General features: G+C 31.9%; 21 protein-coding genes. 1 reads left to right on the top strand and 20 read right to left on the bottom strand.

The window, feature by feature from the left end:
- Positions 1–11: 11 nt before the first annotated feature.
- The 16 genes from EV214_RS01370 to gpr all read right to left on the bottom strand — a co-directional run bounded on the left by EV214_RS01370 (position 12) and on the right by gpr (position 16,804).
- Complete coding sequence (locus EV214_RS01370) at positions 12–1,334, bottom strand: NfeD family protein (RefSeq protein WP_132241913.1); 1,323 nt, start codon at positions 1,332–1,334, stop codon at positions 12–14.
- Between the two features lie 132 nt (positions 1,335–1,466).
- A complete protein-coding gene (locus tag EV214_RS01375) occupies positions 1,467–1,907 on the bottom strand; it encodes a GatB/YqeY domain-containing protein (RefSeq protein WP_132241916.1) in 441 nt (146 codons plus the stop codon).
- Between the two features lie 25 nt (positions 1,908–1,932).
- On the bottom strand, positions 1,933–2,121 hold the full coding sequence (rpsU, locus tag EV214_RS01380; RefSeq protein WP_132241918.1) for a 30S ribosomal protein S21: 189 nt from the start codon (positions 2,119–2,121) through the stop codon (positions 1,933–1,935).
- Positions 2,122–2,247: 126 nt separating this feature from the next.
- Entirely contained in the window at positions 2,248–2,589 is a 342-nt protein-coding gene (locus tag EV214_RS01385; RefSeq protein ID WP_132241920.1) for a histidine triad nucleotide-binding protein, read from the bottom strand.
- A 91-nt stretch (positions 2,590–2,680) separates the two neighbouring features.
- A complete protein-coding gene (gene mtaB, locus EV214_RS01390; RefSeq protein WP_132241922.1) occupies positions 2,681–3,985 on the bottom strand; it encodes a tRNA (N(6)-L-threonylcarbamoyladenosine(37)-C(2))-methylthiotransferase MtaB in 1,305 nt (434 codons plus the stop codon).
- Complete coding sequence (locus tag EV214_RS01395) at positions 3,986–4,744, bottom strand: 16S rRNA (uracil(1498)-N(3))-methyltransferase (protein ID WP_132241924.1); 759 nt, start codon at positions 4,742–4,744, stop codon at positions 3,986–3,988.
- Positions 4,737–5,693, bottom strand: a complete 957-nt coding sequence (gene prmA / locus EV214_RS01400; protein WP_132241926.1) for a 50S ribosomal protein L11 methyltransferase — start codon at positions 5,691–5,693, stop codon at positions 4,737–4,739. Before prmA ends, EV214_RS01395 begins: the two co-directional genes overlap by 8 nt.
- Positions 5,694–5,894: 201 nt before the next feature.
- Positions 5,895–7,028 (bottom strand): molecular chaperone DnaJ, encoded by a 1,134-nt coding sequence (gene dnaJ / locus EV214_RS01405; RefSeq protein WP_132241928.1) that lies wholly within the window; start codon positions 7,026–7,028, stop codon positions 5,895–5,897.
- Between the two features lie 127 nt (positions 7,029–7,155).
- Positions 7,156–8,997 carry a molecular chaperone DnaK gene (dnaK, locus tag EV214_RS01410; RefSeq protein WP_132241930.1) on the bottom strand — a complete coding sequence of 614 codons (1,842 nt, stop codon included), beginning with the start codon at positions 8,995–8,997 and terminating at the stop codon, positions 7,156–7,158.
- A gap of 35 nt (positions 8,998–9,032) precedes the next feature.
- Positions 9,033–9,569 (bottom strand): nucleotide exchange factor GrpE, encoded by a 537-nt coding sequence (gene grpE / locus EV214_RS01415; protein WP_132241932.1) that lies wholly within the window; start codon positions 9,567–9,569, stop codon positions 9,033–9,035.
- A 151-nt stretch (positions 9,570–9,720) separates the two neighbouring features.
- Complete coding sequence (gene hrcA, locus EV214_RS01420) at positions 9,721–10,743, bottom strand: heat-inducible transcriptional repressor HrcA (RefSeq protein ID WP_132241934.1); 1,023 nt, start codon at positions 10,741–10,743, stop codon at positions 9,721–9,723.
- Positions 10,744–10,849: 106 nt separating this feature from the next.
- Positions 10,850–11,989, bottom strand: a complete 1,140-nt coding sequence (hemW, locus tag EV214_RS01425) for a radical SAM family heme chaperone HemW (RefSeq protein ID WP_132241936.1) — start codon at positions 11,987–11,989, stop codon at positions 10,850–10,852.
- A 52-nt stretch (positions 11,990–12,041) separates the two neighbouring features.
- On the bottom strand, positions 12,042–13,856 hold the full coding sequence (lepA, locus tag EV214_RS01430) for a translation elongation factor 4 (RefSeq protein ID WP_132241938.1): 1,815 nt from the start codon (positions 13,854–13,856) through the stop codon (positions 12,042–12,044).
- A gap of 180 nt (positions 13,857–14,036) precedes the next feature.
- Positions 14,037–14,366, bottom strand: coding sequence for a hypothetical protein (locus tag EV214_RS01435; RefSeq protein WP_165916168.1), 330 nt, complete (start codon positions 14,364–14,366; stop codon positions 14,037–14,039).
- 87 nt (positions 14,367–14,453) lie between these two features.
- Complete coding sequence (spoIIP, locus tag EV214_RS01440; RefSeq protein WP_243116523.1) at positions 14,454–15,683, bottom strand: stage II sporulation protein P; 1,230 nt, start codon at positions 15,681–15,683, stop codon at positions 14,454–14,456.
- A 146-nt stretch (positions 15,684–15,829) separates the two neighbouring features.
- Positions 15,830–16,804 carry a GPR endopeptidase gene (gene gpr, locus EV214_RS01445; protein WP_132241944.1) on the bottom strand — a complete coding sequence of 325 codons (975 nt, stop codon included), beginning with the start codon at positions 16,802–16,804 and terminating at the stop codon, positions 15,830–15,832.
- A 199-nt stretch (positions 16,805–17,003) separates the two neighbouring features.
- Here gpr and rpsT point away from each other — a divergent pair, with 199 nt between their 5' ends.
- Entirely contained in the window at positions 17,004–17,267 is a 264-nt protein-coding gene (gene rpsT / locus EV214_RS01450; protein WP_132241946.1) for a 30S ribosomal protein S20, read from the top strand.
- 73 nt (positions 17,268–17,340) lie between these two features.
- Here rpsT and holA read toward each other — a convergent pair whose 3' ends face one another.
- The 4 genes from holA to EV214_RS01470 all read right to left on the bottom strand — a co-directional run bounded on the left by holA (position 17,341) and on the right by EV214_RS01470 (position 21,854).
- Positions 17,341–18,375: a DNA polymerase III subunit delta gene (gene holA / locus EV214_RS01455; RefSeq protein ID WP_132241948.1), complete on the bottom strand. Its 1,035-nt coding sequence runs from the start codon at positions 18,373–18,375 to the stop codon at positions 17,341–17,343.
- Positions 18,376–18,409: 34 nt separating this feature from the next.
- A complete protein-coding gene (locus EV214_RS01460; RefSeq protein ID WP_165916170.1) occupies positions 18,410–20,737 on the bottom strand; it encodes a DNA internalization-related competence protein ComEC/Rec2 in 2,328 nt (775 codons plus the stop codon).
- Between the two features lie 137 nt (positions 20,738–20,874).
- Positions 20,875–21,183, bottom strand: coding sequence for a hypothetical protein (locus EV214_RS01465; protein WP_132241952.1), 309 nt, complete (start codon positions 21,181–21,183; stop codon positions 20,875–20,877).
- Between the two features lie 134 nt (positions 21,184–21,317).
- The gene (locus EV214_RS01470) at positions 21,318–21,854 is read right to left on the bottom strand and encodes an ECF transporter S component (protein ID WP_132241955.1); all 537 of its coding nucleotides are present in this window, start codon (positions 21,852–21,854) and stop codon (positions 21,318–21,320) included.
- Between the last annotated feature and the right edge of the window lie 183 nt (positions 21,855–22,037).

Below are 22,037 nucleotides of genomic sequence, written 5' to 3' on the forward strand. Positions count from 1 at the left end.
TTTAAAACCTCCTAATTTATTTTTTTTACTACTATTTTTCTACCCTCTACTTTAATCACTTTCACTTTCGTATGTACATCAATAAATTCGCCTTCTGCTACAACATCTATTTTTGTTTTTTCTATTTCTGCCATCCCAGCAGGACGCAATGGCGTAACCGTTATACCCTCTAATCCTAATAAAGATTTTTTCTGTTGTGTAGTTACAAAACCTTTATCTTTTCTCAACTGGGTTTCAAGAATGATTTTATCAAAATATCTATTCTTTGGTGCATATTTTAGTAATAAAACAGCCGTAATGATTGCTAAAATAAAAGCAATACCTAACGATGTAATACCAAGCACAATAGAATCTGAAGATAAAACAATACTTAGTATAATACATAAAATCCCACCTATTCCTGGTGCGCCAAACCCTGGTGCTATCAATTCAATGAATAGAAGGATTATCCCCGTGACAAAAATCATAATTACCGAAACGCCAGCATTCCCAGCTAACATGCTTCCCCCAAAAAAAATAGTAAAAGCAATAAAACTAATTGTTCCTCCAACACCAAAGCCTGGTGTTAAAAATTCTATGATCATCCCAATAAACCCTATGCTTAAGAGGATAGGGAGCAGTACAGAGCTTGTGACCCCTTGTGCAATCATCATTTTAAAATCTGGTTTGATATTAATGATTTTTGTATAATTCACATTTAATGTGTCTAAAATCTCTTCATAGCTATTTCCTACTAAATCAGTAAATCCTAGATTTTCAGCTTCTTTTGTTGTTAAATTTAACAATTCACCCTTCTGTGCAACATATTTTGTTGCATCATTTGGATCTATTATTTCAATACGTCGATCTGCCATAGCTTCTACTAATTTTGTATCTCTCCCTCTTTGCTCTGCAGTAGTTCTCAATTCACCTTTCCAATACGAAATATTTTTTTCTGTATACGGAATGGTTTCTGCCGATCCTATTGTACTTCCACTGCTCATAGCAATACGTTCTGATGCAATCGTTAGCAGCACCCCTGCTGATTCTGCTTTTTTATTCACAAAAGAAATCGTTCGAAGGGATGTTTTCATCATATGATCTCTTATTTTCGTAGCTTCTTTAATCATCCCTCCTAATGTATCGATTTCAAATATAATTGCTACAGAATCCGGATCATTTTCTGCTTTTCTTATTTCCTTTTCCACAAATTGTGTAACAGCAGGATTAATCTCCCCCTTTATAGGTATGACATATACACTTTTCTCATTTTCAGCATAAGCATAAGTACTAGAAAATACACAGTATACGATTAATACGCAAAAAAGCATATATTTCATATAAAATCTTTTCAAACTTTTCACCTCCTTTAATAATAAACCTAAAATCTTGTCTTCCAATATAGTATATTACATTTCATGCTTTTTTTAAACAATTCATAGTAAAAATAGAAAAAATGACCTAAGTTAAACTTAGATCATTTTTTATTATAGAAATTGTTTTATAATTCTATTTACCGTTTTGCCATCTGTTCTACCTTTTACTTTAGGCATCACTGCTGACATAATTTTACCCATATCTTTCATACTATTCGCACCAACTTCTTCAATTGTTTGACTAACAATTTGTGTAAGCTCTTTTTCTGTCAATTGTTGTGGCAAATAGTTCAATAAAATGTCTATTTCAGCTTTTGCTTCATCCACCAAGTCATCTCTTCCACCCTTGGCAAACTCTTCAATAGCATCTTTTTTTTGTTTTACTTGCTTTGATACGATATCTAAAATAGCTTCATCATCAAGCTCTACTCTATGATCAACTTCATATTGTTTTATAGCGGATCGTACCATGGTTATAACTGCTTTTTCAAGTTTCTTTTTTTCCTTCATGGCTTCTTTTAAATCAGCCATTAATCTCTCTTTGAGGGACATGTGTGACACCTCTTTTTTAAATTTATTAGAATTTTTTCTTAGCTTTATTTCTTCTAGCAGCCTCTGCTTTCTTTTTACGTTTTACGCTAGGCTTTTCGTAATGTTCTCTTTTTCTAACTTCTGATAAAACACCACTTTTCGCACATGAGCGCTTGAATCTGCGAAGAGCACTTTCAAGAGTTTCGCTTTCCCCTAATTTAATTTCTGTTGACATAATTCTCCCTCCCTCCGCTAGCAAACTTATGCATGCTCATAGAATTCCAAATGAAACAGAACCATTTAGGCATCCAAAATAGCACTATGTTATTATACATTAAATTAACAATTTGTGCAACTTTTTTTAACCCGGAGGCCACTGAAGTTGTCGTCCACCTAGAAGATGGAAATGTATATGACTTACAGTTTGTCCACCTAAATGCCCACAGTTACTTACAACTCTATAGCCATCTTTTAAGTCTAGCGCTTTTGCAACTTTTTTTATCGAAAGGAAAATATGTCCAAGTAGATCTTTATGACTATCAGAAACATGATCAAGTGATGCTATATGTTCTCTTGGAATTATTACAATATGTGTTGGCGCTTGCGGCTCTATATCATGAAAAGCCATTACAAAATTATCCTCATATACCACTTTTGATGGAATTTCTCCAGAAGCAATTTTGCAAAAAATACAATCGGCCATTCTATTCACCTCCTTTATACCATTACACACTTCTATCCATATCTATTCAACACAAATAATAGAATTCCTTCTTTCAAACGTCTTATACTTTCTATTTGTCTAATATTTTTCCTACTACTGCTTCTTCTAATATTTTTTCTAATACTACTAGCAATATTTTCCCTTCTACATCCTCTTTTGATTGGACAAATGTGCGAATATAGTTATCTGTTAATCCTTCATAATAACCTTGCATTTCATTACTTTCCGTCTCAAAGAGTACAGGTCTTTGTGTATGTATGAATTTCTCATGATATTTTATTAGACTTTCGTTTGCCAATGTTAGCAATCTTTCGCTTCTTCTATTCTTTATTTTCGAGGGCACTTGATTTTCATATTTAGCAGCTGGTGTTCCTCTTCTTTGAGAATATTTAAATACATGAATTTGACTTAATCCAATCTCTTGAACAAATTCAAAGGTTTTTTCAAATTCTTCTTCTGTTTCTCCAGGAAACCCTACCATAATATCTGTAGTGATGGATGCATCAGGCATATATTTTCTTAGCCGCTCTACAATTGTTTTGTATTCTATTGTAGTATATTTTCTATTCATTCTCTTAAGCGTCTCATCACATCCACTTTGCAATGACAAATGAAAATGCGGACAAACTTTTTTTAAGTTTGAAAGCGTCTTTACAAAGTCTTCTGTCATAATTGTTGGTTCTATAGAACTAATTCTTATCCGTTCGATACCCTCCACTTCATGTACTGCATCAATTACATCCAATAATGACGTGTTTTTTAGATCTTTTCCATAAGATGCTACATGAATTCCCGTAAGCACAATTTCTTTAAAGTGATTCTTTGCTAAACGTTTCACTTCACTTACAATATCTTCTATTTTTCTGCTTCGAATAGGTCCTCTTGCATAAGGAATAATACAATACGTACAATATTGATTGCATCCCTCTTGAATTTTAAGGTAAGCTCTCGTTTTTCCTTTTATTTCTCCTATCGTCATTTCTTCAAATTCATGAATTTTCATAATATCATCAACAGCATTAATCATCTTGCTCTCTGCTGCTTTTTCTACATATTCAACAATTTTATTCCGATCATTTGTTCCTAAAATAATATTTACGCCTTCAATAGAAGCTACTTCCTTAGGGGCTGTTTGAGAATAGCATCCCACCACTGCTATAATAGCCTTTGGATTCTTTCGTTTTGCTCTTCGAATAAACTGTCTTGATTTTCGATCTCCTAGATTTGTAACAGTACAAGTATTAATTACATATACATCTGCATGTTCTTCGTGATCTACCATCTCATATCCAGCTTTTTCAAAAACCTCTCCCATTGCCTCTGTTTCATATTGATTCACTTTACATCCAAGGGTATAAAATGTTACTTTCTTCATCTATATGCCTCCTAAATCACCCATCTCATACATCAATATACTTAAAGCTACAAAACCCGCGGTTTCAGTCCTTAATATTCTAGGCCCTAAGGTAACAGATAAAGCCCCCTTACCTTGTGCCGCTATAATTTCGTCTTTTTCAAAACCACCTTCTGGTCCAATGATAATGGCAACACTTTTATAGTCTCCATTATTCTTTAAAAGCCCTTTAATTCCTCTATTTTCTTCCTGCTCATAAGGAATCATCCTTAAATCATACGTAGCTATTTCATTTAACATTTCTTCAAATGAAATAGGATACGCAATCGTAGGAATTCGACCCCTCTTACACTGCTTTGCTGCCGCATCTGCAACTTTTTGCCATCTTTCAATCTTTTTCGTCTCAGCTTTTTCATCCTTTAATTGTACAATTGTACGCTCTGTAACCACAGGAACAATTCTTTTAATTCCAAGTTCTGTACATTTTTGTATAATCATATCCATTTTAGCTGATTTAGGTATTCCTTGAAAAAGTGTTATATTCACTAGTGGTTCAGTTTTAGATAAACGTCGCTCTAATATATTTACAATGATTTCTGACTTTGTTAACGAAATAATTTCCCCTATATAATCTATATTCTGTCCATCACAGATCTCTATGCGATCTTCCTGCGAAAGCCTTAATACCTTGCCAATATGTTTCACATCTTCCTTGTCATCAATAATAATTTTTTGCTCTTCACCTAAAATATTTTTTTCATTTACAAAAAATCTATGCATCCCTTTTTTCACCCTTTGTTTTAGAAACAATCACTGCCCATTCACCTTGTCTATCAATATGAAGAATTTCCATCTCGTTCTTTTCTAAGGCTTTGACCACTTCATCAATCTTTTCAAGAATAATACCTGAAGCAATAAAAACACTATCTTTCTTCATAAAATCACTTATATAGGAAGATAAATGTATAATTACATCTGCTATAATATTAGCAACCACAATGTCTGCTTTTCCTATAATCACATCCATCAAATTTCCATGTTTTATCTCAACTTTAGTATCTACTCCATTTTCTAATACATTTCTTTTAGAAGCTGTGACGGCTACTTCATCTAAATCAACACCTATAACTTTCTTTGCTCCAAGTTTTGCAGCTGCAACAGAAAGAATACCACTGCCACAGCCAATATCAAATACCTCATGTTCATTCGTTATATACTTTTCTAAATTTTGTATGCACATCATCGTTGTTTCATGGGTGCCTGTTCCAAATGCCATCCCTGGATCAAGTTCGATCACAAGTTCATCAAATGCAGCTTCATAAGGTTCCCAAGAAGGCTTTATAACCACCTTATCTCCTATTTTTTTAGGTTTATAATATTTTTTCCACTCATTCGCCCAATCTTCTTCATAGACTTCTGTTGTTGTAACTTCTCCTAATCCTTTATCAAGATTGTATTGTGGTATTTTTTCTACATGTTCTTCTATAAGTTTAATTTTATCTAGTAAGTCTCCATTCTCTGGGAAATATCCTTTTACTATGGCACCTTCATACTCTCTTTCAAAAATAGATTCATCAACATAGTCCCAATCTCCTGATTCTTTTTCTTTGAAAATCAAGTCGTTTGGATCTTCTATGACCACACCTCCCACCCCAGCATCATACAAAATATTAGCTACTGCTTCAACAGCCTCTGTCGTTGTTTTAATTTTCACTTCTATCCATTTCATATTCTAAATCCTCCGTAACTTTCCACTTTATGTGTTATTATACCCTAGACTACTTGTCTTTACCATAAGTTTATAGAATTAAAACTTAATTGAGTTTCTTAGTCTCGCACTTTAAAAAGTAGCGCGCTTATAATTATTAGATAAAAACTTGCATAAATCTATTATACAAATGAAACACCCAGTAATCACTGGGTGCTTTAGCTAAATACCAAAAGTATCTTTTACTTTATCAAAAAAACTCTTTCTCTGTTCATGTACATCTTCTCCCATTATATCAGCAAACTTCTTAAGTAATTCTTTTTGCTTTTCATTAAGTCTTGTAGGGATTTCCACAACTACTTTTACGTAATGATCCCCTCTGCCATAACCTCTTAAATTAGGTATGCCTTTACCCTTCATTCTAAATATCGTACCGCTTTGTGTCCCTTCAGAAACTTTATACTTAATTTGCCCATCTAATGTTGGAATAATGAGTTCATCTCCTAATGCTGCCTGTACAAAAGTAATTGGTACCTCACAAATCACATCATTTCCATCTCTTTTAAAAATTTCATGCTGCTTTACGCGAATGACAATATATAAATCTCCTCTAGGTCCACCTTTTTCACCGGGCTCCCCTTCTCCTCTTAAGGACATAACAGAACCTGTATCTACTCCTGCTGGAATTTTTATTTGCATTTTTTTATTTTTTATTGCTTTTCCTGTTCCATTACAAGTTGCACAAGGTTGCTCAATGATTTTTCCTTCTCCATTACATGTATCACAAGTTTTCACATTCACAAATTGACCGAGCGGCGTTCTTGTTGCATAACGAACTTCACCTGTTCCATTACACTTAGAACATGTTTTTTTATTTGTTCCAGGCTTTGCTCCTGTACCGTTACACGAAGAACAGTTTTCATGTCTTGAAATACTTATTTCTTTTTCAACACCAAAAGCAGCCTCTTCAAAAGTTATTGCCACTTCCTGTTTTAAATCATCACCTTTTTGAGGTCCAGATTTTCTTCTCCCGCCAGAAAACCCGCCCCCAAACATATCAAATATATCACCAAAAATATCATCAAATCCGCCAAATCCAGATGCACCACCAAATCCACCTTGACTATTTCCATCTACACCCGCATGCCCAAATTGATCATATCTTGCTTTTTTATTCTGATCACTTAAAACCTCATAAGCTTCATTCGCTTCTTTGAATTTTTCTTCTGCTTCCTTATTGTCTGGATTTCTATCTGGATGATACTTCATAGCCATTTTTCTGTAACCTTTCTTAATGGCTTGTTCATCAGCTCCTCTATCTACACCTAACACTTCATAGTAATCTCTTTTAGCCATACTTCTCACCGCCTTTCTATTCAGGTTTTGTGAGAAAACCACAAAACTATATAAATTATATGAAAAATATCTAATTTTAGCAAGTGTTTTCACATTTACAAGGCACCCATGAGGGTGCCTCTTCTATCTATTTATCTTCATCATCCACAACTTCATAGTCTGCATCTACTACATTGTCATCTTGTGCATTTGTTGTATTCTGTCCTTGCTCTCCTTGTGGGTTTTCATTTTGAGCAGCTTGTTCATACATCTTTTGAGATAATACATGGAAAGCAGTTGTTAAATCTTCATTTGCTTTTTTGATTTCTTCAGCATTATCTGCTTCTAAAGCTTTTTTAAGATCTTCAAGTTTTGATTCAACATTCGTTTTTTCATCAACACTAATCTTGTCTCCTACTTCTTTTAATGCTTTTTCAGTTTCATAAACCATAGCATCTGCTTTATTTTTTTCTTCAATTGCTTCTTTTTTCTTTTTATCTTCTTCTGCATATTGTTCAGCTTCTTTTACTTTCTTTTCAATATCAGCATCTGATAAATTTGTTGAAGCAGTGATCGTAATCTTTTGTTCTTTTCCTGTTCCATTATCTTTTGCACTAACATTAACAATTCCATTCGCATCGATATCAAATGTTACTTCTATTTGAGGGATACCTCTTTGTGCTGGCATGATTCCAGTTAATTGGAATCTTCCTAATGTAATATTGTCAGAAGCCATTTGTCTTTCCCCTTGTAATACATGTATATCTACAGCTGTTTGATTATCTGCTGCTGTAGAAAAAACTTGACTCTTTTTCGTAGGAATGGTTGTATTTCTTTCAATAAGCTTTGTAAATACACTTCCTAAAGTTTCAATTCCTAGTGAAAGTGGTGTTACATCTAATAATAATACATCTTTTACTTCTCCAGTTAATACCCCTGCTTGAATAGCTGCACCAATAGCCACGCACTCATCCGGATTAACGCCTTTATGCGGATCTTTTCCTGTAAGTTTTTTTACGGCTTCTTGTACAGCTGGAATTCTTGTAGAACCGCCTACTAAAACAACTTTATCGAGTTCTCCAGTACCTAAATCCGCATCCTTTAATGCTTTTTTTGTCGGCTCCATTGTTGCTTCTACAAGCTTTGCAGTAAGTTGATTGAATTTAGCGCGTGTTAAATCCATATTTAAATGGAGAGGTCCCTCAGCTGTAGCTGTAACAAAAGGTAAATTAATATTTGCTGTTTGTGTACTTGACAACTCTTTTTTCGCCTTTTCAGCAGCTTCTTTCAATCTTTGTAATGACATTTTATCTTTTCTCAAATCTACCCCATGTTCTTTTTGGAATGATTCTGCTAAAAAATCTATAATTATTTGGTCAAAATCATCTCCTCCAAGATGGTTATTTCCATGCGTTGCTAATACTTCAAATACCCCATCCCCAAGTTCTAATACAGAAACGTCAAAAGTACCTCCACCTAAATCAAATACCATGATCTTTTGGTGTGTATCGTCTTTATCAAGGCCATAAGCTAATGATGCTGCTGTGGGCTCGTTGATAATTCTTTTTACTTCGAGACCTGCAATTTTCCCAGCATCTTTTGTAGCTTGTCTTTGACTATCTGTAAAATATGCAGGAACAGTGATAACGGCTTCTGTTACTTTTTCTCCTAGATAGCTTTCTGCATCTGCTTTTAATTTCATAAGGGTCATTGCTGAAATTTCTTGCGGTGAATGATCTCTTCCATCAATTGTCACTTTATGATCTGTACCCATTTCTCTTTTTATAGACATAATTGTTTTATCAGGATTTGTGATCGCTTGTCTTTTTGCTGTTTCTCCTACAAGTCTTTCTCCACTTTTTGTAAATGCAACGACAGATGGTGTTGTTCTATTTCCTTCTGCATTTGGAATTACAACAGGGTCTCCACCTTCTAAAACTGCAACACATGAATTGGTTGTCCCTAAGTCAATACCTATTATTTTACCCATTGTAAAATTTCCTCCTTCATCTTATATATAATTTTTTATTTTGAAACTTTTACCATACTTGGTCGAATAACCTTTCCAAAAAGGGTATACCCTTTTTGGAATACATCTATAATGATATTTGCGTCATAATCATCATTTTCTTCTTGCATAACAGCATGATGATAATTTGGGTCAAATTCTTTTTTCATGGCTTCAATTTCTTCAACGCCATTTTTATGACACACATCTAAAAATTGCTTCAAAATCATCTCCATACCTTCAGCAAGAGATGCATCTTTTCCTTCATCTGTATAAGACTGCATAGCTCTTTCTAGGTTATCGATGGTTGGCAATAAATCTATCATCAATTTTTCATTTGCAAAATTATAAATGTCACTTTTCTCTTTTTCTGCTCTTTTTCTATAATTTTGAAAATCTGCTGTCATTCTCAAATATTTGTTGTTTAACTCCTTGTTTTCTTCTTTGATTTTTTCAAATTCCATGCTACATTCATTCATTTCTTCTTTTGTAGCATCTAGATTGGATTCTACTGGTTCATCCATCTTTGTTTCATTCTCTTTCATTTCTTCCATGATTAAACACCTGCCTACATTTGTATTTTTACCTTTTTACTATAAAGGAAAAAAATTATATACTTTTATTATGTAATGCTTTATATCTCATATAGATAAAAACATATATATAGTGCAAAACATATATTTTGCACTATATAGTTGCTTTTTTCTACAACGCTCCTAGCAAATTTGATAAGTTTTTTGTTATATAATCTACAACCGAAACAATATTTTCATAATTCATCCTAGTAGGTCCAATCACGCCAATTTTACCAACAATCAATCCATTTATTTTGTACGTCGCTGTAACTAAGCTACATTGCTGCATTGCCTCATGTTTATTTTCTTTCCCAATGGTGATGTCTACACCATCTCTACTATTGATTAATAAATCCATTATATTCTCTTTATGGTTTAGCATTTCCATAAAATCTCTTGCTTTATCAATACTATGATACTCAGGTAAATGAAAAATATTTGTCAGTCCATCTAAATACATCTGTATATTAACCATCTCTTCTAGCGTTGATAATACAACAGGCATGACTAAATCTAGTAATGAATTAAATGCTTTTATTTCTTTTTTGATATCCTCCACAGTATCCCATGTGATATTTCTGATGGTTTGTCCCTTAAGCTTTATATTTAGCATTTTTGATAAAAACATTAAATTATCTAGTGTGCAACTTTCATTCATTCTCAAAAGTGTATTCTTTACAACCCCTGATTCAGATATGATTACTAATAATATACTACTTTCATCAACAGGTATTAATTGAACCGTTTTTAACTTACTTTGATCGAACTGTGGCGACAAAACAACAGAAGTCAACCGCGTCATTTGTGATAATATTTTTGAAGTGTTGGTTATTACTTGTTCTACTTCTCCTACACTTTGTAAAATACTTTTTCTTATAGCTTCCTTCTGTCTCTGAGCTAGTTTATCAATAATCATTAGACTATCTACATATAATCGATATCCCTTATCAGAAGGAACTCTGCCAGCTGAAGTATGGGGTTGCTGTAAATATCCCATTTCTTCCAAATCTGCCATTTCATTTCGTATTGTAGCAGCACTAATCCCCAAATCATATTTTTTTCTTAATGTTCTTGAGCCTACAGGTTCGGCTGTATCTATAAAATCTTTTATTATGGCCTGCAGAATCTTTAATTTTCTTTCTCCCAGCTCCATAATACCACTCCTATTTGTTAGCACTCTCTTTTAATGAGTGCTAAACTATTATGTTTTTAAATTATCACTAATAAAATAATTTGTCAATAACATTTTTGTTATTTTTTTAATCTGGTAAAAAGTCTACAAAAACTTGATTCGATAAATCTATTCCTTTTCTTGTTAATCTTATTTTTTTACCATCTACGTGTATTAGTCCTTCTTCTTTTAGTTTACAAATTTCATGCCTATATAATTTTAATGGACTGCAACTGAATCTTTTTGTGAATCTTTCAATTTCTATGCCATCTATCATTCTTAAACCTAAAAACATAGTTTCAGCAATTTCATCTTTTTGTGACATTTTTTCTTCAATTATATAGTCTATTTCTCTTTCATTATCTTTATTAATATATTCATTTAAGTCTTTTGTATTTGAAAAACGTACTTTTCCTAAGCAAGAGTGGGCACCCAACCCAAATCCAATATATTCTTCATTATTCCAATACATCTTATTATGTATGCATTCTTTTCCCTTTGTTGAAAAATTCGATATTTCATAATGAATATATTCATGTTCTTGCAAATAATCTATTGCAAAATGATACATTGCTCTATCTTGTTCTTCTGAAGGCAATTGTAAAACACCACTTTCATAAAGCTTGTCAAACACTGTGTTTTCTTCAATTTTTAAGCTATAAGCCGAAATATGCTCTGGTCTAAGTGCCACTATATTATACAAAGTTTCTTGCCACTGTGTTAACGTTTGTTCAGGAAGGCCAAACATTAAATCAATATTAATATTTTTAAAACCAATTTCCCGCGCCAATAGAAAATTTTCCAAAAATACTTCTTGATTATGTATTCTCCCTAAACTTTTCAGAAGATTATCTTGCCATGCCTGTAGCCCTATACTCAATCTATTTATATTATTATTTAAATAATATGCTAATTTTTCTTTTTCTAATGTTCCTGGATTACTTTCTATAGAAAATTCTAGATTTTTTTTGCAATCAAAATTCAAATAGATTGTCCTTAATACTTTATCCATTTCATCAATTGAAATAATTGATGGGGTTCCCCCTCCTATAAATATAGATTTTATTCTATATTCTTTTAATTTTTCTTTCCACGATTTCATTTCTTCTGTTAAAGCATTTATATATTCAGGAATCAAATGTTTCCTATTCGCAAACGAACAAAAATCACAATAAAAACATTTTTGTATACAAAAGGGAATGTGAATATACATACCAAGCTCTTTCATTTTGTTAGCCCTCCATTTTAGGATCCTAATAAAAACAGCCACCAAAAGGTGACTATTTTTTATCATCATATTTTAACACAGCCATAAAAGCTTCTTGCGGAACTTCTACTGACCCTAATTGTCTCATACGCTTTTTACCTTCTTTTTGTTTTTCTAATAGTTTTTTCTTTCTACTGATATCTCCACCATAACATTTTGCCAATACATCTTTTCTTAATGCACTGATGGTTTCTCTCGCAATAACCTTCGTTCCAACAGCTGCTTGTATTGGAATGGCAAACATATGTCTCGGAATAACCTCTTTTAATTTTTCACAAACAATTCTGCCTCTTGATTCAGCTTTACTTTCATGTACAATCATTGAAAAAGCATCCACAACATCTTTATTCAATAATATCTCCATTTTAACAAGTTGTGAGCGATTATATTCTTTAAATTCATAATCTAGTGATCCATATCCTCTTGTTTTAGATTTTAGTGCATCAAAAAAGTCATAGATTACTTCATTTAAAGGGAGTTCATAACGGAGTACTACCCTTCTTTCGTCTAAATACTCCATGTTCTTCATTACACCTCTTCGATCTTGACACAATTCCATTACATTTCCAACATAGTCATTTGGTAGCATAATTTGTGCAGTTACAATAGGTTCCTCAATAAAATTAACCTCCTGAATAGGCGGTAAATTCGTTGGATTTTGTATCATCAATACTTGTCCATCGGTCTTTGTTACTCTATAGATAACACTTGGAGATGTGGTAATTAAATCTAAATCAAATTCTCTTTCTAATCTTTCTTGAATAATTTCCATATGCAAAAGTCCTAAAAATCCACATCTAAATCCAAACCCTAAAGCATTTGAAGTTTCTGGTTCAAAGGATAATGCCGCATCGTTTACTTGTAATTTTTCTAAAGCATCACGAACATTTTCATACTTTTCCCCTTCAGCCGGATATACGCCACAATAAACCATAGGCACTACTTTTTTATATCCTGGCAAAGGTTCTTTAGCAGGATTTTTAGCACTTGTAATGGTATCTCCCACCTCTATATCTGCTACCTTTTTTATACTTGCTGCTATATACCCAACATCTCCAGCTTTAAGCGCTCCTACAGCTATTGCTCTTGGCGTAAATACACCTACTTCATTCACTTCAAATTTCTTTTTCGTTGACATCATAAGAACCTGATCTCCAGGCTTTATGCTTCCTTGTTTTACCCTTACATAAGCTACAACACCTTTATAACTGTCATAGTAGGAATCAAAGATTAATGCTTTTAATGCATCTTCTTCATCTCCATTTGGTGCGGGTACTTTTTCTACAATAGCCTTTAGAACTTCTTCAATATTTAACCCTTCTTTTGCAGAAATAAGGGGTGCGTCACTTGCATCAATTCCAATAATCTCCTCAATTTCATCTTTTATTTCATCAGGTCTTGCACCAGGTAAATCAATTTTATTAATTACAGGTATAATTTCCAAATTCTGGTCAAGTGCTAAATACACGTTGGCCAAAGTTTGTGCTTCCACCCCTTGCGCTGCATCTACTACCAAAACAGCGCCTTCACAAGCAGCTAAGCTTCTTGATACCTCATAGGTAAAGTCTACATGTCCCGGAGTATCTATTAAATTTAATATATACTCTTCACCCTTTTGATCTTTATATACCAATCGGGTTGTTTGTAGCTTTATCGTAATGCCACGCTCTCTCTCTAAGTCCATGCTATCTAGTATTTGATCTTTCATTTCTCTCAGGGTAAGTAATCCTGTCTTTTCTATCAATCTATCAGCAAGGGTAGATTTCCCATGATCAATATGAGCAATGATACAGAAATTACGTATCTTTTTTTGACGATTACTGGTCATTACTACTCCTCCTCTATACACAATTGGATAATCTTTACCATTATACCATAATTCATTTCTATCGTATAGCACTCATATTTCTAGCATGTAAACGATAGATATAAATCCATATGCGACTATCACAGCTGCTCATTTCTTAATTACGAACAACAATAGCCGAGCAAGTCACTCGGCCTATATTCACTGTTCTTCTGAAAAATTATTTTTCTTTTCCTTCAACATTGTCATAAAGTATTTTACTTGATTTTGAATATATATATATCCGTCATATATTTTTTCTTCGTCTATGTAGAATTTTTCTCCACAAAATCCTATTTCATGCACTTTTTCGTTTATCTTATGATGTTCGATAACTTTTGGTTCTTCTATCATCATCATCATTCTAAACGAATCATCTACTACCAATATACCACTTATCATCAAAAAAAATAAAAGGAATATACAAATACACTTTTTACCTATATTTTTTTTTTCACTTTTTTCATTTTTTTTTCTTTCACTTCGACTCATCTTCATCACCAATACTATTTTAGACAAAATTTATGTTTTCTATAACATCATAGTTTTGTAATCCACCTTTGAAAATTGTCCTTTTCTTTATTTATTTATATCCTTAATCACTTGATCTAAAATTTCTCCTACGTATTTCGTTGTTCTTACGGCCTCATCTATATAGTTTGCTGTATTCCCTATTTCTATGAGGGCATAGTAATCTGAATTAAACTGATTAAATTTATAAGGCTTCGTAATTGTTTTTTTTGCTAATCCTGGATAACGTTCATCACTTTTTGCTTTTATATATTTTGCTAATATCATTAATTTTTCTGCATTTTCATTTCCAGTTCCAACAACAATACTAAACTTTGCAACTTTTTCACCATTTATTGTTACATAACTATTTGTTCTAGCTGTGTCATTATTCGGTGCCGCATCTCTATGAATATCAAAGATTATTTTCAACGAAGTATTCTTTTTTAGATTTTTTCTCAAAGTTTCTAATGATCTTACATACGATTGTTGATAGGAAGGATAATCATGCATCGTATCATCATGTATTACTTTATATCCTTTATTAGATAGATATTCTGATAATTGATCTCCTACTGCCCTTACTGTGTATTTCCTTTTTAAAGAATGAAAATTTCCTATTTCTTCTGGCATATATGATTCTGTTGCATGAGTATGATAGATGAATATTGTAGGTTTATTCATATCAAGTTTTACTTGATTAGGCTTTTTTATTGAAGAACTTACGACCTGTATCGCTGCTAAATCTTTATCGGGTGCATTCTTTGCAACTTCTGTATTTTCCCCTTTCATATTACTTGATGGCACAACTTCATTTTTTTCCTCTTTTACAATTGGTTTTCCATTTACATAATAAATGTCATTGTTTTGATTTTGATCATTTTTCTCGTTATTGAAAACGAAAGCATTTTCCTTTTCTGCTAAATCATCATCTATATCTTTTAGAACAGGCATTTGCGCTTCAAACAAAGTTTTAGGATCTTCATAATCAAAATTTATTAATTTGCCTAAAGCAAGCTTTATAAATTCTTTATCCTGACTATATCCATTTTCTTTTTTGTAATTCACTTCCATAGCAGGTATGGTTTTGTTTAGCATAATCATAAATAAATGATCAGATATATGTTTTTTATTGTCTGCTTGTACAACATGTTTTTCTACTTGCGCACCATTGGCTTTTGCAATCATATCTTTCGTATCTAAAATAATAATTCTTAATGATAAAATACACATTATACAAGTTATGAAGATTCCTACCCTCTTATAATATTTTTTTAGCTCGATCACCTTAATATTCACCAATCCATGCACCTCTCTCTATTTTCTTTTGTAGCAACCTTTACTTTAATGAATAATGAAATCATAAATTACTTTTCGCTATTTTGTATTTATTTTTTCTTATCCATAAATTATATGAGAGGTACCTTCAATATATGATTGATTCACTACTGCAAATATCGATTTACATCTTTTAAGTCTATGCCTGGATGTAGGGCAATATTTAAAGCATTTGCAATGATTTGAGAAATATTTTTTATAATCATATCAATATCTTTTGTTGTAACAATCACATTTGCACCATAAGGTTCCAATACTTCTTTAATTAGTGCATATTTATCTTCATCCGACATTCCTTTTAAAATCTTATAAAATTCCGAACCTTTCGTTGCTTGATTGGAAAACTCTTCTACAACTAAGCTTATGGTATCGTTCGTCAAAGTTGCAGCATCTACAACAGTTGGCACGCCAATTGCAAAAACAGGTACGCCCAGTGTACGTTGACTTAATTCTTTTCGTTTATTGCCTACGCCTGAACCTGGATTGATTCCAGTTGTTGATATTTGAATGGTAGTATGTACTCTTTGCATTTTTCTTGAAGCAAGGGCATCGATGGCAATCACTAAATCTGGCTTTGTCTTCTCTACAACCCCCTGAATCGTTTCTACTGTTTCGATTCCTGTAGTTCCCATTACCCCTGGAGATATTGCACTAACAGGCCGCATTGATTCGTCCTCACTCTTTTTATAGCTTTCAAAAAAATGTCTTGTAATAAATACCTTTGATACGACTTGAGGTCCTAATGCATCAGGTGTAATATCCCAGTTTCCTAGACCTACAATAAGTGTTTTGAAATTCTTTTTTTCTGGTAAAATTTTCACTAATTCTTTTGCTAAAAGCTGGCTTAATTCATCTTTTAAGTCTGCATCTGCCTTTTTTAAACCATGTGATTCAATGGTAATATAACTGCCTTCTGGCTTACTCATGATTTTACTTCCCTCTTGATTTAGAACTTTCACATGGGTTATAGTGGCAACCTCTTCTTCCTTTTGTTCTACTGCTACACCAGGGATTTCTTGTTTGGTATTCTCTTGATACATTTCTCTCGTTTCTAAAGCCAAATCCGTTCTTACTTGAAACATTTACAACACCTCCTATTTTTATATTTTTAACCATTTATTTTATTTTATGTAATAGAATATAAAATAAAATAAACACTAAAATATGTGCATAAATTTCTTTCTTTATGGAAATAACACAAATAGTGGTTTTTTCCTTGCTTTTTCATGACAGTTATGATAAAATTTCTTTTGTTGAATTGTATATAAGGGGGTGAATAGGTTGGCAAATATTAAATCTGCTAAAAAAAGAATCAAAGTTATCGAAGTTAAAACAGCAAGAAACAGAATCGTAAAATCTGCTGTTAAAACTGCTATAAAAAGATTCGAAGAATCTTTAGCTACTGGTAATTTAGAAGAAGCAACAAACAAATTCCGTTTTGCTGAAAAGAAAATCATGCAAGCTGCTGCAAAAGGAACTTTCCATAAGAATTCTGCTTCTAGAAAAGTTGCTAAGTTAGCAAATAAATTAAACAAAGCTATATAATTTTCAACCGTCATTTATTCCCCATAAATATAAAAAGCGTACAATGTACGCTTTTCCGCTTTTTTGGATTCTTTTATTTTGTAAACTCGGTAATCAATAACTCTATTCCTAATCTTTGGTCAATCCTACCTTTTTTGATACTTTCATCTGTATCAAGACATACATGCAATGCATTTTTTAATACATCTGTCTGAAAATTCATCGCTTGTTTTAAATATTTTTTTGCAACAAACTGCCTAATGCCTAGTTTCGGACCCATAGTCATTGGCGTATAACCCTGTTTTTCCATTAATTTCATTTGAAACAAATATCGAAACTGCCTTGTAATCATATAAAGAATTTTTATTTCTGACTCTCCTTCTATTAACATATCATTTAAAAGAGAAAGTGCTTTATCACTATTTTTTATTCCGATCGCCTCTACTAAACTAAATATATCATTTTCTATAGACTTAGATGCAAGTAATTCAATTTCTTTATTAGTTATAGAAGTTTTATCTCCAATATAGCTACATAATTTATTTATTTCATTATCCAAATCCTTTAAATTTTTATTTGAATTTTTGTCTAAGTAACCAGTAAGATCTAAGAAAAAGGATATTTCTTTATTTTTAATTTGTTTGTTATATCTTTTAAAAGTCTTTTCAATCCATTTACAAATATCTTTTTCTTCTAATTTTGCAAATTCTATAACTTCCCCATACTTGTCAACTTTTTTTATGATCTTTTTTCTTTTATCAATTCCTTGTGTCACAACAAAAAACACATAAGTTGTACTTGGTAAATCTTCCATGTATTTTAACAATTTTTTTTCTTCTTCTTCACTAATATTTTTTCTTTTACCAAAAAAACATTCCAGGTCTTTAATCAAGACCATTCTCTTTTCTCCCATAAACGGAAGTGTTTCACAAGTATGAATGATGAAATCAACATTTGTTTCTTTTCCATCAATAACTTGATAATTTAAGGCTTCAAATTCCTGATCTATTATTTTTTCTTTAATCTTATGCATTGTATTTTCTATAAGATAATATTCTGCTCCATAAAATAAATATAGATTATCTAATTTATTTTCCTTCAAATCTTTTAATACATCTTTATAGTTCATTTAAAATCCTCCAAAATAATGTTTTTCTTATCTCTTACTGAATCATCTTTTTCACCTTTATCTTCTTTTCATCAAAAGTTACACGCACTGCACCATTTTTATCATTTCTAAATATATAAGTACCATTATTTTTCAATCTATTTAATACAGCTTTGTGGGGATGTCCGAAATTGTTTTTCCCAACTTGTACTATTGCCACTTTTGGCTTTGTGGCAGTAATAAATTTTTGTGTGCTAGAATAATAACTGCCATGATGCGCAATTTTTAAAACATCTACTGAAAGATCTGGGTAGGTTTTTAGTATTTCATCCTCTGCTTCTGCTTCAATATCGCCTGTAAATAATATCCTTTTACCCTTATACATCATCAATGCAACCAACGAATTATTATTCTCATCGTCTCTCGTCCCAGTAATTAATTGCTTACTTGGATGAAGAATTTTTATAAGCATATGTTCCTCTATGCTTATTTTATCATCCTTTCGCACCTGATAGATTTTTGTTTTTTGATGTGCACATTTTTCTTTCATTTTATTTAAATCTTCTGATTGATAATGGTCCGTCCCTATCATCAAAACATTCACTTTTAAGTGATCTAACACACTTAGGAGTCCTCCTATATGGTCTTTATGAATATGGGATAAAATCATTAAATCAATTTTTCGAATCCCATTTCTTAGCAAGCATGGAACTAAAATATCTTCCCCAACATCTATATTCTCTTGATGGCTTCCCCCTCCATCAATTAAAATATTCTTACCTCTTGGCGTTTGAATTAAAATACAATCTCCTTGTCCCACATCTATGAAGGTAATATTCATATTATCAGGTACTACATATAATAGAACAGTTATGGACACATAGATCCCCATGGTGATAAACATTCCTTTTTTTCTACTAAAATAATATCCCCATCTCTTCCTTCCATCTACTAGCAAAAGTAAAAATAATATATAATAAGTACCTATAAAAAATAGACTGGGTGAAATTACTTCTATATTAGAAAAAGATATCGCTTCTGTGATCTTTGAAAGTACTACGAGCATTTTGATCAAACAAAAAATAATCTGTCCTAAAATAGACGCAAAAGATAAACTGATAAAACTAGAAAAGATCATAAAAAGTCCCAAGGGTACAATTAAACTTACCAGCATTACAATAGGTATATTTATAACCAATGCACCCAATGATATGTAATTGAAATAATAGGCAACAATAGGAATAATCCCTATTTGAGCAGCCATCGATACAGCAAATATTTGTCTCAAAAATTCAGGCATACATGTTATTTTCATAAGGATTTTTTTATAAAAAAGTATAATAGATAGTGTAGCTACAAAAGAAAGTTGAAATCCAATATGTATAAAATATATAGGATTAATAAGTAATAATATAAAAGCTATCATAAAAATAGCAGATAATGAATCATATCTTCTGTTTAACATAGGCGCACAAATCAATACACTAGCCATTAATGCAGCGCGAAGTACAGAAGGAGCACATCCAGTAATCATAACATAGAAAAACAAAATAACCAATATGGTCATTGTTCTTATATCTTGAGAAACACCCTTTAATAATTTATTTAAAACCATATATAAAATTCCCACATGTAACCCCGATACTGCTAATATATGAGCAATCCCTACTTTTTTAAACGTTGTATAAATATCTATATCTAACCCATCTTTATCTCCTAAAAGAATACCTACAAGAATATTCGCTTCTTTTTTAGGCAAAGCATTTAATATCCTATAGACAACATTACTTTTTATATAATTTGCGCTCTTACTAACAAAGGAAATATCTCCATCTCCAATGATTTTGATTTTTCTCGTATCTCCGTATAAAACACTATAGATCTTCTTAGTTTTTAAATACATATGATAATCAAACATTTTTGGATTTCTTCTTTTTTGTGGTGCTGTCAAAACACCCTGAATAGCTACTCTTTTCCCTATAATCTTTTTTGCTGGATCATATTTTCCTTTAAGCTTTACAATCAATTTATCAGAAAACCTATATTTTTTGCCATCAATTCTAATTTCTATCCCTTTTAAGATTAATTGCATACGCTCTTTATATGAAGCGTCTACGACATCGCCAACAACATATACTTTTTCATCAAAGAACGCCTTTAATTGTCCCTCATATTCTTTATTTATACTAAAATTTAAAGCACCCCATAATAATATAATAGAAAATAAAATAATCGTCCTACACTTTTTCTTATTTATATAACTTCCTATAATCGTTGCCAACACAAAAATACCTAGCATTCCTTTATAGGATATAGCGGATGTACATTGTATCAATATACCTAAAATATAAAAAATAGTTATGCCACAAATAGGTCTTCTCACTAAAATGATCCCTTCCTTTTTGAATACTTCTTTATTTTTCCTTATGTACGTATTTTTGCCTTAATTCTTTAAAAATAAAAGATATATTCCAATAAAGGAACATATCTTTTAAATGTTTTTATCAATCATTGTGTATCCTAATGTTCTAATTCTCTTTCATTTCTTAAATAATTCGGTCTGTATCTCGTTTTCGTATGATAATTTCCTTCATAACATAAATCTGCTTCGATATTTACGCTATGATTATTCTTATCATACTTAACTTCAACATTTTCAACCATTGCATCATCCTGATGCGCATTTAAATATTGGTATACAAGATCTTTTGCATTTTCTACATTTATATTTCTATCATAGGCGACTAAATATTCTTTTTCTGGAACTTCAATATACAGTTTATATTTATCATTTAGTTTTACCCTGCTTTCACTGATACTGTTAAGCATACATTCCCTTCCTTTCTTCTTTGTATATGATTAGCTTTCCCTTTTTACAAAAAAGCTTACAGAAAGGAATGTTCCATTATATAGAATTCACACGCCATTTTTACATTTATTATGGGAAATTATAAAATTTATTATTATCTATAATTTTTAAAGATTTTTTCAAATAAGTTCACTTTATCTAAAGCAATCATTAATGGTGCAGCTAATATACCACCACCGATCCCTTGTGTTATATTCCCAACTGCACCTACTGCAGCTACAGCAAATCCATATAAAAAACTTTCATAGACTAAATAACCAAGAACCATAATACTAGCTCCTGCTAACACCGATACACTAAAAGAAACAATTTTTTTAGTTGTAGTAACATTGCCTGTTACCAATTTGCCATATATATATCCTACAATCAAAGCATCTAGCCCTTTTATAACAAAAGTTGCTGGTGCATAAATATAATATGAAGAAAAAACATCAGCAAACATAGACCCTATCGCTGCAGCCAAACCTCCTGCCACAGGACCTAATAATATTCCACTGATATACACCATGCTATCACCAATATGAATATATCCCTTTGTCGGCGTAGGTACCTGTATAAGCATTGTACCTACCAACACTAAGGCAGCCATCAATCCTGTGATAGTTAATTGCCGCACACTCATTTTACCCATTGTATCGTTCCTCCTTTAAATTGTACTTATACACATCCCTTTTATATCATTTTACCATTTAATTGTATCTATGTAAACAGAAAAAGTAGCACATATTGTATCGTTACAATTTGTGCTATTCTTATATATGTATCACTCAATGCCATCTCTTTTAACTTCATCTGCGCCATATAGAATCGTTTA

The organism is Marinisporobacter balticus (genome assembly GCF_004345705.1).
Classification (GTDB): domain Bacteria; phylum Bacillota; class Clostridia; order Peptostreptococcales; family Thermotaleaceae; genus Marinisporobacter; species Marinisporobacter balticus.

Coding starts and splice junctions, on each gene's coding strand:
- EV214_RS01375 (WP_132241916.1), bottom strand. CDS start 1,907: ATGTCCCTCAAAGAGAGATTAATGGCTGATTTAAAAGAAGCCATGAAG.
- rpsU (WP_132241918.1), bottom strand. CDS start 2,121: ATGTCAACAGAAATTAAATTAGGGGAAAGCGAAACTCTTGAAAGTGCT.
- EV214_RS01385 (WP_132241920.1), bottom strand. CDS start 2,589: ATGGCCGATTGTATTTTTTGCAAAATTGCTTCTGGAGAAATTCCATCA.
- mtaB (WP_132241922.1), bottom strand. CDS start 3,985: ATGAAGAAAGTAACATTTTATACCCTTGGATGTAAAGTGAATCAATAT.
- EV214_RS01395 (WP_132241924.1), bottom strand. CDS start 4,744: ATGCATAGATTTTTTGTAAATGAAAAAAATATTTTAGGTGAAGAGCAA.
- prmA (WP_132241926.1), bottom strand. CDS start 5,693: ATGAAATGGATAGAAGTGAAAATTAAAACAACGACAGAGGCTGTTGAA.
- dnaJ (WP_132241928.1), bottom strand. CDS start 7,028: ATGGCTAAAAGAGATTACTATGAAGTGTTAGGTGTAGATAGAGGAGCT.
- dnaK (WP_132241930.1), bottom strand. CDS start 8,997: ATGGGTAAAATAATAGGTATTGACTTAGGGACAACCAATTCATGTGTT.
- grpE (WP_132241932.1), bottom strand. CDS start 9,569: ATGGAAGAAATGAAAGAGAATGAAACAAAGATGGATGAACCAGTAGAA.
- hrcA (WP_132241934.1), bottom strand. CDS start 10,743: ATGGAGCTGGGAGAAAGAAAATTAAAGATTCTGCAGGCCATAATAAAA.
- hemW (WP_132241936.1), bottom strand. CDS start 11,989: ATGAAAGAGCTTGGTATGTATATTCACATTCCCTTTTGTATACAAAAA.
- lepA (WP_132241938.1), bottom strand. CDS start 13,856: ATGACCAGTAATCGTCAAAAAAAGATACGTAATTTCTGTATCATTGCT.
- EV214_RS01435 (WP_165916168.1), bottom strand. CDS start 14,366: ATGAGTCGAAGTGAAAGAAAAAAAAATGAAAAAAGTGAAAAAAAAAAT.
- gpr (WP_132241944.1), bottom strand. CDS start 16,804: ATGTTTCAAGTAAGAACGGATTTGGCTTTAGAAACGAGAGAAATGTAT.
- holA (WP_132241948.1), bottom strand. CDS start 18,375: ATGAACTATAAAGATGTATTAAAAGATTTGAAGGAAAATAAATTAGAT.
- EV214_RS01465 (WP_132241952.1), bottom strand. CDS start 21,183: ATGCTTAACAGTATCAGTGAAAGCAGGGTAAAACTAAATGATAAATAT.
- EV214_RS01470 (WP_132241955.1), bottom strand. CDS start 21,854: ATGGGTAAAATGAGTGTGCGGCAATTAACTATCACAGGATTGATGGCT.